General features: G+C 35.0%; 14 protein-coding genes. All 14 read left to right on the forward strand.

Annotated features, from left to right (window positions below; translation table 11 throughout):
* The first annotated feature begins 10 nt into the window (after nucleotides 1-10).
* The 14 genes from pilM (at nucleotide 11) to ADJ83_RS01760 (ending at nucleotide 13,656) form a co-directional block, all read left to right on the forward strand.
* Nucleotides 11-997, forward strand: coding sequence for a type IV pilus biogenesis protein PilM (gene pilM, locus ADJ83_RS01695; protein WP_031537091.1), 987 nt, complete (start codon nucleotides 11-13; stop codon nucleotides 995-997).
* Entirely contained in the window at nucleotides 998-1,627 is a 630-nt protein-coding gene (locus ADJ83_RS01700; protein WP_031537092.1) for a hypothetical protein, read from the forward strand.
* Nucleotides 1,624-2,370 (forward strand): hypothetical protein, encoded by a 747-nt coding sequence (locus ADJ83_RS01705; RefSeq protein ID WP_048716622.1) that lies wholly within the window; start codon nucleotides 1,624-1,626, stop codon nucleotides 2,368-2,370. The genes ADJ83_RS01700 and ADJ83_RS01705 overlap by 4 nt, the downstream gene beginning before the upstream one ends.
* 118 nt (nucleotides 2,371-2,488) lie before the next feature.
* Nucleotides 2,489-3,586 (forward strand): SPOR domain-containing protein, encoded by a 1,098-nt coding sequence (locus tag ADJ83_RS01710; protein WP_031537094.1) that lies wholly within the window; start codon nucleotides 2,489-2,491, stop codon nucleotides 3,584-3,586.
* 301 nt (nucleotides 3,587-3,887) lie between these two features.
* Nucleotides 3,888-4,466 carry a Maf family protein gene (locus ADJ83_RS01715; RefSeq protein WP_031537095.1) on the forward strand — a complete coding sequence of 193 codons (579 nt, stop codon included), beginning with the start codon at nucleotides 3,888-3,890 and terminating at the stop codon, nucleotides 4,464-4,466.
* Nucleotides 4,467-4,536: 70 nt separating this feature from the next.
* Nucleotides 4,537-5,211, forward strand: a complete 675-nt coding sequence (gene radC, locus ADJ83_RS01720; RefSeq protein ID WP_031537096.1) for a RadC family protein — start codon at nucleotides 4,537-4,539, stop codon at nucleotides 5,209-5,211.
* Nucleotides 5,212-5,380: 169 nt separating this feature from the next.
* Complete coding sequence (locus ADJ83_RS01725) at nucleotides 5,381-6,403, forward strand: rod shape-determining protein (RefSeq protein WP_031537097.1); 1,023 nt, start codon at nucleotides 5,381-5,383, stop codon at nucleotides 6,401-6,403.
* Nucleotides 6,404-6,424: 21 nt separating this feature from the next.
* The gene (gene mreC, locus ADJ83_RS01730) at nucleotides 6,425-7,312 is read left to right on the forward strand and encodes a rod shape-determining protein MreC (RefSeq protein ID WP_031537098.1); all 888 of its coding nucleotides are present in this window, start codon (nucleotides 6,425-6,427) and stop codon (nucleotides 7,310-7,312) included.
* The gene (mreD, locus tag ADJ83_RS01735) at nucleotides 7,309-7,824 is read left to right on the forward strand and encodes a rod shape-determining protein MreD (RefSeq protein ID WP_031537099.1); all 516 of its coding nucleotides are present in this window, start codon (nucleotides 7,309-7,311) and stop codon (nucleotides 7,822-7,824) included. Before mreC ends, mreD begins: the two co-directional genes overlap by 4 nt.
* Before the next feature lie 746 nt (nucleotides 7,825-8,570).
* Nucleotides 8,571-9,248: a septum site-determining protein MinC gene (minC, locus tag ADJ83_RS01740; protein ID WP_031537100.1), complete on the forward strand. Its 678-nt coding sequence runs from the start codon at nucleotides 8,571-8,573 to the stop codon at nucleotides 9,246-9,248.
* A 1-nt stretch (nucleotide 9,249) separates the two neighbouring features.
* Nucleotides 9,250-10,053, forward strand: a complete 804-nt coding sequence (minD, locus tag ADJ83_RS01745; protein ID WP_031537101.1) for a septum site-determining protein MinD — start codon at nucleotides 9,250-9,252, stop codon at nucleotides 10,051-10,053.
* A 369-nt stretch (nucleotides 10,054-10,422) separates the two neighbouring features.
* Nucleotides 10,423-11,193 (forward strand): M23 family metallopeptidase, encoded by a 771-nt coding sequence (locus ADJ83_RS01750; RefSeq protein ID WP_031537102.1) that lies wholly within the window; start codon nucleotides 10,423-10,425, stop codon nucleotides 11,191-11,193.
* Nucleotides 11,186-12,052: a M50 family metallopeptidase gene (locus ADJ83_RS01755; protein ID WP_031537103.1), complete on the forward strand. Its 867-nt coding sequence runs from the start codon at nucleotides 11,186-11,188 to the stop codon at nucleotides 12,050-12,052. The genes ADJ83_RS01750 and ADJ83_RS01755 overlap by 8 nt, the downstream gene beginning before the upstream one ends.
* Nucleotides 12,053-12,219: 167 nt before the next feature.
* On the forward strand, nucleotides 12,220-13,656 hold the full coding sequence (locus ADJ83_RS01760) for an Rne/Rng family ribonuclease (protein ID WP_035416368.1): 1,437 nt from the start codon (nucleotides 12,220-12,222) through the stop codon (nucleotides 13,654-13,656).
* Nucleotides 13,657-13,720: the final 64 nt, after the last annotated feature.

Here is a 13,720-nt window from a genome sequence, read left to right on the forward strand (position 1 = left end):
GAGATATCATATGGGGTTGTTTCGAAACAAAAGAACTGTCCAGCTCATTTTTAATGATCATTCCATTCGATATATGGAAATGAAACAAATTAATCCTCCTCAACCAATCAAATGGGGGGAAAGGATTTTGGCAGAAGGTATCATTAGAAATGGAAAAGTGGTCAATAAAGAAAGCTTGCAGTTAATTTTAGAAGAATGTGCGGAGACTTGGAAAATAAAGAAAAGGGACATTCAGATGGTCGTTCCTGATGCGCTAATTATTATTCGGAAAATATCCATTCCAGCAGATATAAAAGAAGATGAATTAAAAGAGTATTTATACTTAGAAATTGGCACATCCATCCATCTCCCATTTGAAGAGCCGGTCTTTGATACGGTTGTTCTAAAAGAAGAAGACGAAAAAAAGGAAGTTTTATTCATTGCTGCACAAGCAGAATTAGTTCAGGAATATGTGGATGCTCTAACAGAAGCAAAGCTATATCCAGTTGCTGCAGATATTTCCTCGTTAGCAGCCTTCCGTATATATGAACGACTTTATACAGCTGCAGAAGAGGAGAGACTGTTATTTGTACATATGGATTTAGAAAATGTGAATATAACTATTTTTGAACATGGATATCCGATTTTTGCCCACTTTTTGCCGCTTACCTTTATACGCGAGGATTGGGAAATTCGAGTAAATCGGTCACAGCAATCAGAGCTTTTCTTTCAAGGAGATATCGAGGAGCTCATGATTGAATACGATAATATTTTTCGAGAAGTAAACCGATTAATGGATTTTTATCGTTATTCTATTCATCAAGGAAGAGAACAATTGATGAAAATTATTTTGACGGGTGATCACCCTATGCTACCATCCATGAAAGAAGAATTATCTACTCGTTTTGAGCTGCCTATTATTATGCCAGAAGTAGATAGCCTATTAACTGGATTTAAGCGATCTTTGCCAAGTGGCTTTCACCTTGTTTTAGGATTAGCTTTAAAAGAGGTGAAATAGATGTTAGTGGATATCAATTTACTCCCAAAAAGAGAAAAAAGAAGTAAAAAATCCGTTTATATTCTTTTTATTTTTGCTGGGGTGGCACTGCTTAGTATAATTGTGATGCTGTTTATTGGCCAATCCATTCAGAAAAAGAATGATGAATTGGCAAAACAAGTAAATACAATGAAGGAACAAGTGGAATCATCTCAAACGCTGCTTACTACCTATGAAAATTCAAATGCTGCAGCAGAATTAGAAAAAGCAGTCATTTGGGCAGAGGACTATCCTTTAAAAACCGTTCCAGTAATAAGAGAGTTAACTTCCTACCTACCAGAGCGGGGGTTTATTCTATCTTTTCTTTATAATGAAGATGGAACAATTCAATTAGAGGCTCAATTTGATACAACTAGAGAAGCTGCCTATTATTTAAAGAGATTAATGGATTCAGCGTGGATTACTGATGTTACACTCTCTAAACTATCAACAACGACCATTACTACTTCTGTTGATGAAGGAGCTCTTTCTACAGAGCAAGATGTACAAAGATACATTGGTTCTTTTCAAATCTTCTTAAATAAAGAAACGATTAAAGAGGAGGAGCAAATGGATCAGCAAGAAAAGGAACAAGGAGATTCTAATTCATGAACCTTGATAGGCATAGATTGTTTACCATAAGTAGTATGCTGATTATATTCTGTTTTTTAGCAGGAATGTATTTCTTTTATTTACAGCCTAAGATTGTTGAAAATAATAAAAAAAATGATCAGATTGAGACAGAGCAACAGCTATTATCAGTGATAGAAACAAATATTCAAGAGAAGAAAGAATCTGGAGAAAAAAATACATTTGAATTGCAAAAAAGTGTTCCGATAAAACCGCTAACAGATCAACTGTTAATCGATATCGAAAAAGCAGAGCTACTTTCAGAAACGACGATACAGAATATGGTATTTAGTGATGGTGAGGTAGAAGTTGATTCTACGGATGATATCGGGATATTACAACAACAATTTGATAAAAGCACAAGCCTAGAAACCGAGGAAGAGACGAAAGAGGAGAATTCCGAGGAAACGGAGCTTTCATCTATAGAAATGCCTTCTGGGATGAAAGAGATGACTGCTACCCTTGAAATACAAGCACAGGATTACTTTGGATTGGAAAAGTTTATATCTGAAATGGAGAATAATGAGCGGATTGTATTAGTAAGAAATATAAATTTCTCTGGTGAAGAAGAAAAAACGACTGTTTCAGATGAAGAAAATCAGTTAGTAACATTTTATGTTACTTTTTCCGTCTTCTATATGCCGGAACTAGTAGATTTACAAGAAAGCTTGCCTAAACTAGATGTTCCGTCACCTGGCAATAAAATAAATCCTTTTGCTAACTAATGGCGAATAATTAAATAATTTGACGAAATCATTCTATAACAAGACGACAAAAGTCTTGTTATTTTTTTTTGCTTATATGATAGGATAAACAAAATAAATGAAAATGGGGGTAGGACGAGTGAATGAAAAACCGGAGAATCGCAAAACGATAACGATAAAAATCAACGGAAAAGACCGTCCATTCCAAAAAAAGGATACAGATGAAACAATGGAACGGAATGAACCTACTGTTTTTCATAAGGACCAAAATAATAAAAAAAAGGAAGATACTGTTTTTAGCGAAGAGTCTGCAGCTGGACAAGAAGCAGAGCTAGAAGAAAGCTTTGATTGGATTCTTCCTGTACCAGAGGAAATGCCAGCAAAAAATAAAGAGAAAAGCATGTTTAGCTTTCAATCACCTTTGAGTAAAAAGGACAAGCCAACATCTTTTTCAAAGAGTGTTAAAAGTAAAGAAGGCAAAAAAAAGAGTTTGCCTAAGGAGATTGTAGCTTCTATTTTCTTTGCCGTCTTTTTTGCAGTCATATTAGGAACTAGCTTTGGGTTTATTTTATTAAACATGGTAAGTAGTGATCAGACTAGCACGACAAATGGGAATATAACTGCTTCAGCCAATATTTCTCAAAATAATGATGGACAAGCTTCTTCTGCTACGGAAAGTGCTACAAAAGCAGATATTAGCACATATGTCCTTCAAGCGAATGTTTTTTCTAATGAAGAGCGAGCAAAAAATGATCAAAAAAAATTAACAGAAGAAGGGACAGTTAGCCAAATTATTCCTTTAGAAGAAAAACAGTTCCTTCTGTTAGGGGTTACGAGTAATTTAGAAGATGCGAAAATCTGGCAAAAGGAAGTAGAAGGATCCTATGCAAAAGAGATGATTTTTAATGGGAAAGAAGTAAATAATGTCTCTAAGGAAGAGAAAGCTGTTATTGAAGGGTCGTCAGCTATTTATTATTCTGTTCTCCAAATCGTAACAAGTGCTCAATTTGATAAAGCAATTTCTGAGGATGATAGAAGTAAGTTGGAGGAGGAGCTTGCGATAGTGGATGAGAAGAATGTCTCTGCTATTACAAATGAAAAAATTCAAACCATGGCAACACACCTAGCGAAGGGTGGCGAGCTTGCAATGAATTTAACAACAAATAGTAGTCAAAAAGAAATAGAGGCAGTTCAACAGCAATTGTTAGATTACTTAGCCACATATGTCGCGTTATGATTTTTTCAGTAGAATATTAGTAGGGAGCGAAAAACGTTATTAACGAAGCGCTCCTTTTTTGTTTTTTCAAGAGGAGAATGCTTATTAGATGTACTATCAATGGTAGAGAACAAAGTAATAGTATAGCAATTAAAACAGCATTTATTATATCAAAATAATTATGGGAATATTTCTACAAATTTCGGCATATTACATTTCATTTACTATTCGATAAAAAATTACGTTTCAAAATTGTGTATCCTGTCATTCTTTGATAGGATTAATTTGTATCTCTCAATTTGAAAAGTAGGTAGGTGTAATAATGTTAAAGCAAACCCTCATATTGGCCTCTTCTTCTCCTCGACGAAAAGAGCTCCTTGAAGAACTCCAAATACCAATTGTTATATCCAGTAGTAACGTAGATGAAAGCTTTGATCCTACTCTTGCCCCAGAAGAAATTGTTATGTATTTAGCGAGAAAAAAAGTCGAAGCAGTTTATTCTAATGACAAAGAATCATTTATACTAGGTGCCGATACGGTAGTATGTCTAGATGGTGTCATATTAGGAAAGCCTCGTACAAGGGAAGAAGCATCTCAAATGCTGAGTCAGCTTTCAGGAAAAACGCATTCTGTATATACTGGTGTCGCTATTATGGCAAATGGAATATGCTCTACATTCTATGAAAAAACGGACGTGTTATTTTGGGAATTAATAGATGAAGAAATACACGATTACTTAGACACCGGGGAACCATTTGATAAAGCAGGTGCGTATGGAATTCAAGGAGTAGGCAGAATACTAGTGAAAGAAATTAAAGGAGATTATTTCACCGTAGTTGGTCTTCCGATTTCTCGAACAGTACGCGAATTAAAAGCAAAAGGCTTCAGTATGCCTCATTAAAATCAATGGTCCCTTATTCTATTCTTCCCAAAATCGACAGACAAGGGAGGAACAAATAAAAATGGATTCTATGTTAATAAGAGATTTTCCAGATGATGAACGACCGAGAGAACGTTTTATCAAACAGGGACCAGAGAGCTTGGCTAATCATGAATTAATCGCTTTATTGATTCAAACAGGTTCCAAAAACGAATCTGTTCTAACATTAGCGAATAAGCTTTTAATCCATTTTGATGGACTTCGTTTACTGAAGGATGCAAGTCTTGATGAGTTAAAAGCGATAAAAGGGATTGGTACAGCAAAAGCTATACAACTGATGGCAGCGATCGAGTTAGGTAGACGTGTTTCCAATTTAGAATTCACAGATAGATATTGTATTCGTTCTCCAGAAGATGCTGCCAAATATATGATGAATGAAATGAGATTTTTAACGCAAGAACATTTCGTTTGTTTATATTTAAACACTAAAAACCAAGTAATGCATAAGCAAGTTGTTTTTATTGGAAGTTTAAATGCGAGTATTGTCCATCCCCGGGAAGTATATAAGGAAGCATTTAGAAGATCTGCAGCATCGATTATCTGTCTTCATAATCATCCCTCTGGTGATCCTTCGCCAAGCAGAGAAGATATTGAAGTTACAAAAAGGTTAGTCGAATGCGGGAAAATTATTGGAATTGATTTGCTAGATCATATCATAATTGGGGAAAATAAATTTATCAGCTTAAAAGAAAAAGGCTACGTATGATGCTGTTCTTTTTTGAAGATATAAGCTATAATATATTTTATGATTTTTTGGCTATTTCTGTCTAATCATGACAAAATATAGATATGTAACAATTAGAAGATAATTACAAAGAGGAGAATATCTACCTACTTTATAATATTGCATTAGTTTCAGAAAGGGAGATACATTTATGTTAGGTTTTGGAACAAGAGATCTTGGAATTGATTTAGGAACAGCGAACACGCTAGTTTATGTAAAAGGAAAAGGAATTGTAGTAAGAGAGCCTTCTGTAGTTGCACTACAAACAGATACAAAGAGTATTGTAGCAGTTGGTAACGATGCGAAGAATATGATCGGTAGAACGCCAGGGAATGTTGTTGCATTACGTCCTATGAAAGATGGGGTAATTGCTGATTATGAAACAACTGCAACAATGATGAAATATTATATTAAGCAAGCGATTAAAAATAAGGGCTATTTCTCAGGCAAACCTTATGTAATGGTTTGTGTACCCTCAGGAATTACAGCCGTTGAAGAGAGAGCTGTAATCGATGCAACACGTCAAGCGGGAGCAAGAGATGCTTATACAATTGAAGAGCCATTTGCTGCTGCAATTGGGGCGAATCTTCCAGTATGGGAGCCAACAGGAAGCATGGTAGTGGATATCGGTGGTGGTACAACAGAAGTAGCCATTATTTCTCTTGGTGGTATTGTTACTAGCCAATCGATTCGAATTGCTGGTGATGAAATGGATGATGCGATCGTTAATTATATTCGTAAAACGTATAACTTAATGATTGGGGAAAGAACTTCTGAAAGCATTAAAATGGAAATTGGAAGTGCTGGAAATCCGGACCAAATTGAAAACATGGATATTCGTGGTAGAGATTTATTAACAGGACTACCAAAAACAATCAAAATTACTGCAGATGAAATTGCTAAAGCATTAAAAGATACAGTCACTGCGATTGTAGATGCAGTGAAAGTAACATTAGAAAAAACACCGCCAGAATTAGCAGCAGATATCATGGATCGCGGAATTGTTTTAACAGGTGGTGGAGCATTGCTTCGAAATCTTGATAAAATTATCAGTGAAGAAACGAGTATGCCTGTTGTCATAGCAGAAGATCCATTGGATTGTGTTGCCATCGGAACTGGTAAAGCTTTAGACCATATTCATTTATTCAAAAATAAAGCAAAAGATTCACGATAATTTTACTCGAGGTGTATAAGCATGCCACAGTTTTTTATGAATAAACGCCTGATTATTTTGCTTGTTAGCATCATTATTCTCGTGGCATTAATAGGGTTTTCTTTGAGTGACCGAAATAAATTAACCTGGCCGGAGCAATTTGTAAAAGATACAACCGGCTGGGTTCAAACCCTTGTTTCCAGACCTGCCCATTTTGTGGTGGGTTTTGTTGATAATGTCAAAGCATTAAAGGATACATACGAAGAGAATAAGGAATTAAAGGCGAAGCTAGAGGAAAATGCTCAGCTTAAATACCAGGTTCAAGGTCTCAAAAAAGATGTCCAAGCATTGCAAGAAACATTAGAAGAAAAAGAATCATTAAGCGATTATACCCTAATGAAAGCAACGGTAATTCGCAGAAATCCATCGCAATGGACGGAGCTAGTTACCATTAATCGTGGGGAAAATGATGGCGTAGAGAAAAATATGGCTGTTATTACTTCTGCTGGATTAATAGGGAAAATAAAATCAGTCGCTCCAAATACTGCTACTGTGCAACTATTGAGCTCTGAAGATCCGGCTAATCGAATCTCAGCTTTTATTCAGCCAAAAGATGAAGAAGAGAATAAAGATAAAACAGATGTTTTTGGCATTATTGCTGATTATGATAAAGAGACGAAGCAATTGATTATGACATGGGAAGAAGTCCCGAACGGATTAAAAGTGGAAAAAGGACAGCTTGTTACGACATCAGGAATGGGTGGAGTCTTTCCGAAAGACTTAGCAATTGGAACAGTAGAAAAAGTAGAGCCTGATGAAAATGGTCTGCAGAAAAAAGTGTTCATTAAACCAGCAGCGGATTTCTATGATATTGAGCATGTAATGGTAGTAGATAGGGAAGCTTTATCCCCTGAAGAGGATGAACAATGAGAAAAGTTTTAATTGGTTGCTTAATCTCATTTATGTTTATATTAGAGAGTGTTTTTCTGGAATTATTACCGACAGACCTTTTTGGAGGGAATTTGATATTCGTTCCGTATTTTCTCCTCATTACCATTCTATTCTTTTCTGTTTATGGAAATAGAAATGTTGGTGTGATCTATGGTTTTGTTTTTGGATTACTTTTTGATATTGTTTATACAGAAATTTTAGGTATCTATTTTTTTGCTTTCCCTTTTATCATCTATATTTTTAATAAATTGATGAAAATTTTTCATAGCAATATTGTGGTTGTTTCTGTGATGTGCTTGCTTGCTGTCTCGGCGCTAGAAATAATTGTTTATCAAGTGATAAAAGTTATAAATCTTACAACAATAGATTTTGCGAACTTCCTTCATTTAAGACTTTTTCCCTCTCTTGGGCTGAATCTTATTTTTATCGTAATTGTCGCATATCCATATAAACGTTTATTCGAGAAGTATGCAGCAGAGCTAAAAGAATGATATAGTTAGAAGTGAAATAAATTTCAGGTTGGACATTTCGTGTCTCGATCTGAAATTTATTTGATTGAAGAACTGTCTTCCACTTTAAGGTTAAAAAAGAGTTTAGCTTATCTTTAGTCTATTCGGTGTCTAGCACAAGCAGACAACCCTGTAAGTCTTCCTTTTTTAGGATTGCACGTCAACAAATGCTACCAGTCTTTCCTGTTTCTTCATCATATTTGAGAAAAGGCGCTTACATATTACTAATTTTTGAGAAATATATTTTGCTTGAAAAGGAATTTTAAAAACGTTTGTCGAATGATATTAAATAGGAATTAGAAACCATTGAATAGAGCTCTAAAGTCCTTAAGAATTAATGTTATGTATGGATTTGGATAAGACGCTTGTTAAAAGGGCAAGAAGTAAGGGGAAAATATTTTGTATGTTAAAACGCATTTATGAAAAGAGTAAATGCTCTAGCTAAAGTGTCAACCATCTATCAAATGAAAAGGTGAGCTTGAATATGTGTGCACCATATTTATTCAGGTTTGATAACACTACATTATTTGATTAGGATGATTGCGCTTTTTTATGCAAAGTGAGATTTATAAGTATTACGATATCGAGCATTTGCGTCCATTTGCCTAATGTGGTTAAAACTATATCCTGTTTGTACAATAGCATAAACAGAAGTATTTTATGTATTTTAGTGGTTACGGGATGAAAGGAGACGCTTACGCTTTTCTTACAGAGGTGAACAACTTGATATGAAAAAAAGGCAGCTAGTAACAATTAAAGGAACGAAGAATGGACTGGGCCTACATCTGAATGATAATTGTTCATATGAAGAGTTATTAAGAGAACTCCAGTTTAAATTAAATGAAAGCTCGAGTCTGCATAATGAAAAACGAGATATAAAAGTGACAGTAGAGCTTGGAAATAGATATGTAACAGATGAACAAAAAGAAGAAATTGTTCATTTAATTCAGGAAAAACAAAATCTATCCGTTCAATCTATTAATAGTAATTTAGTTACAAAGAAAGAAGCGGAAACTTGGCTAAGACAAAATGAAGTGAAATCGATTACCAGTATTGTGCGGTCAGGTCAAATTCTAGAAGTTCCTGGTGATTTATTGCTAATCGGAGATGTAAATCCAGGTGGGAAAGTTATTGCTGGGGGCAATATCTATATCATGGGCCAGTTAAAAGGAATAGCTCATGCTGGATATAATGGAAATGATGATGCGGTCATCGCTGCTTCTATTATGAAACCGACGCAAATTCGCATTAGCCATTTTATCGAGAGAGAGGTAAAGGATGCCTCTTCTGAAAATACGAGAGAAATGGAATGTGCATATGTGAATAATAGTGTAATTAAGATAGATAGATTACAAGTATTACCACATTTAAGACCAAATTTGGTGAAATTGGAAGGAGGATATTAAGATGGGAGAGGCAATTGTTATAACATCAGGTAAAGGTGGAGTTGGAAAGACGACTACTTCTGCAAACATTGGAACAGCACTTGCATTACAAGGAAAAAAAGTCTGTTTAGTAGATACAGATATTGGCTTACGAAATCTTGATGTCGTAATGGGATTAGAAAATCGAATCATTTATGATTTAGTAGATGTGGTAGAAGAAAGATGTAAAATTCATCAAGCACTTGTTAAAGATAAAAGATTTGATGATTTGTTATATTTATTACCTGCTGCACAAACGAGTGATAAAACAGCTGTTCGACCAAATCAAATGAGAGAGTTAGTTCTTCGCCTAAAGCAGGATTATGATTATGTCATCATTGATTGCCCTGCAGGAATTGAACAAGGATATCAAAATGCAGTGGCTGGTGCGGATAAAGCTATCGTGGTTACTACTCCTGAAGTATCCTCTGTACGAGATGCAGATAGGGTAATTGGATTACTAGAAAAAGAAGAACAAATGGAACCACCAATGCTTGTTATTAATAGAATTAGAAATCATATGGTGAAAAATGGGGACATGCTAGATATTGATGAAGTAACAAGCCATCTGTCCATTGATCTATTAGGTATTGTTGCAGATGACGATGCTGTCATCAGAGCTTCTAACAATGGGGAGCCAATCGCTTTAAATCCAAATAGTAAATCTGCCATTGCTTATCGCAATATTGCTAGAAGAATTTTAGGAGAAACGGTTCCCTTGCAACACTTGGAAGAAGAATCAAAAGGTGTCTTTGCAAAGATTAAGACATTCTTTGGTGCTAGATAGGAAAGCTACTAGGTTAGTCGATTTTTTGCTGGCATACGTACATAAAATAGGACGTATTAGAAGTAAGCAAAGATTACGGAGAATAAAGCTCTTATCTATTTTAATTGGATAATGAAGGAAGATTTAATCTTATAGCCCTTAGACTATATGCTCTGTTTTTAAATTAGCCCTGTAAAGCCGTAGATATTGGTTCGGAAGAATCATTCTACAGCTTTACAGGGCTTTTTGTACCCTTCCTATTTACTTTAAGATTAGGAGGATTAGTTCCTTATCTTTTCGTAATGCATACACCCTGATTAAAGGCATACTTTGTTTCATCGTTACATAAATATAGGATTAAAAGGACAAGTATGTAGGGGAGAGGAGTAAATGGGGTCAAGAAACGATGATGTTAGAAAAAAAATTGAAAAAAGAAGAAAAGAACGGGCGAGGATAGAAAAAAATATCGATAGTCGAGTGTTATGGTCAGATGAAGAGGAGAGCCAAGACTACCTTTTTACAAGTAAAGAGGAAAATTATCCAACAAAGATACATCCATTATTTCGGAAAGATTTATTCATGTTAAAAATCCTAGGAGCAGCCGTTCTTTTTCTTGCTGTTGCAATCATTGTAGATCATCCATCTGCAAAACTTGCGAAAGTAGAGAATTCGCTTAAACAGGTGATGTCGCAGGAATTTAACTTTATGGTTGTAACAGATTGGTATGAAGATAAATTTGGAAAACCATTAGCATTTCTACCAGAGCAAAAAGAACAGGTACAAGATACAGAGCAATTACAGCAATATGCATTATCTGCATCTGGTAAAGTATTAGAGGAATTTGAGCAAAATGGACAAAGAATCGCAATAGAAACAGGAACAGATACAACGGTGCAATCTTTTAATGAAGGACAAATAACCTTTATAGGAGAGAAAGAAGGGTTTGGGAAAACAGTTGTCATTAAGCATAGTGACCAAAGTGAATCATGGTATGGAAACTTAGAAGAAGTGGATGTAAAGTTATACGAAAATATTAACAAAGGAACAAAAGTAGGAAGTGCCTCAAGGTATGAAGGAGATGAAGCACTAGGTTTATTCTTTTTTGCAATAAAGAAAAATGATGATTTTATCGATCCTTTACAGGTGATCGAAATTGAATAGGTTCCTTGGTGTTTTTAAGTGCCTCCATATTCATCCACTATTATGGGTTGTCATTGCTATCGGTGTAATGACTGCCCATTTTTATGAATTATGCTTATTGTTTATGATCATCCTTATCCATGAATTAGGTCATGCATTTGCTGCTGCTTTTTTTTCATGGAGAATAAAGAGAATATCTTTATTGCCATTTGGAGGAGTGGCGGAAATGGATGAACATGGAAATCGACCATTGCTAGAGGAGGCAATTGTCATTATTTCTGGACCTATCCAGCATATTTGGCTAGTAGGGCTAGGCTTTCTTTTATGGCAAGGAGAGATTCTTACTGATTCCTTATATCAAACATTCACCCAATATAATATCATGATATTTTTCTTTAATTTACTTCCCATCTGGCCGCTTGATGGCGGTAAGCTAATGTTTCTTTTATTTTCCTTAAAAAATTCCTTTCCTAAGTCGCATAAATGGACGCTTTATTTTTCCATTTTCGGGGTTTTTATCTTTCTAATAACAGTCCTAATTAAGATGCCAACAAATATAAATGCTTGGATTATCATAAGTTTCTTACTTTTTTCTATTTTTTATGAATGGAAACAAAGAAGATTCTTATTTATGCGATTTTTACTCGAACGTTACTATGGAAAAACAAATGAATTTCGAAAATTACTGCCGTTAGAAGTTCAGGAAGAGGATCATCTGTTGGACGTTTTAGAACGATTTCACAGAGGGTGTAAGCATCCGATTATTGTAAAGGCAAAGAGTGGGGATAATACGATGCTGGATGAAAATGAGCTATTATACGTCTATTTTAAAGAAAAGAATGTGACTGCTAGGGTAAAGGATATAATCGCTGTTTTATAGGTATACATAAAAAAGAATGTTTATAGATGTTTCTGTTCTAATAACTGTGTTTAGTTAAACGAAATTTGAGCGGAAAGGAAGTTAGCATCATTAAATAGATGTATGAGTTTACTAAAACATTTCATCTAAGCTAAAATAGTAAGATAACCATAAAAAGAGGATGTATGATGTTGAACCAAGTAATCGTCAATATGAGAACAAGAGAAAATAGATTTGCTTATCTGATAAATGGAAAGATAGAGAAAATTTATGTCCAGCAGCCCCAATATAAAACGACTGTTGGCAATATTTATTTAGGACAAGTGACAAAGGTGATTCCAGGGATGAATGCAGCATTTGTTGAAATTGGAGAAGGAAAAGGTGCGTATTTACCGAGAGAAAAAATGATTTCCTTTGTTCGAGATGAGGGAACTTTAGAAGAGAAAAAAAAGAAGAGTGTATCCTCTTATATTAAACAAGGGGAACGAGTACTAGTTCAAGTAATAAAAGATGCTGCAGGACCCAAAGGAGCAAAAATAACGGGCATTATTGAGATATCTGGTGATAATCTAGTATATATGCCTTATGGCCGATATGTTGCTGTATCTAAAAAAGTAAACTCCAAAGCTGCTCAAGCAAATTTGAGAAGCTTTGGAGATACCATCAAGTCAGAGAAGGAAGGGCTGATTTTTCGTACTTCAGCAGCAAATTGTTCGGAAGCGGACCTAATAGAGGAACTGGAAATTTTACGTCGGCAATATTGCGACTTGGAAAAGAAAGCTATGCAGAAAAGAGTCATGCTTTTACAGGAGACTAATGAGTTTAACAAACAGCTACTCTATCTGTTTAAACAAATGAAAGAGGGAGAAGTGATAGTCGATAGGTTAGAAGAGAGGAAGCATTGGCAAGAATTATTTCCCCATTTAATGTTTTCCTTCCATCAAGGAAACGAGGATATTTTCACACATTATCAGCTTGATACCGAAATAGAGAAAGCATTAAAAAGAGTTGTTTGGCTAAGCAATGGTGCATATTTGATTATTGATCAGGCAGAGGCAGCGACGATTATAGATGTAAATACAGGCAAATATGAAGGAAAGCATCAGCTAGAACAAACCGTTTTTCAGACAAATATGCTTGCTGCAAAAGAAGTAGCAAGACAAATTGCCCTAAGAGATATTTCTGGGATTATTTTAATTGATTTTATAGACATGAGAAAAACGGAAGAAAAGCAGATTATGGATAGTATGCTTAAGGAATTAAAAAGGGATAATAGGCAATCAAAAGTAGTAGGATTTACAGAGCTTGGGATATTACAATTAACGCGAAAAAAGACCATGAAATCTTTATCTGAAACGGTACAGAGCAAGTGTATGACTTGTGAAGGTACAGGCGTTGTAAAGAGTGCTGAAAGTATGGCATTTCAACTAGAAAGAGAGCTCTGGGAATATCGAAATAAAGATATAGCTCTTGTAGAGATACAAGCAACGGAAGAAGTGACTAAGATATTTAGTGGTGAAGGAAATGTTCATAAAAAGCGGCTAGAAGAAGCATTAGGTTTTACAATTAAGATAGAAGCAGCTCCATTTCCAAAGCCAGACTACTTTATCCGAATGGTTAAATGAATACTCAACAGGGATTAATTAGGTATGAGTAAAATGTTTGTGGGAGAATAAATATCCTTTTTGT

Source organism: Bacillus sp. 522_BSPC, from assembly GCF_001076885.1.
In the GTDB taxonomy this organism is placed as follows: domain Bacteria; phylum Bacillota; class Bacilli; order Bacillales; family Cytobacillaceae; genus Niallia; species Niallia hominis.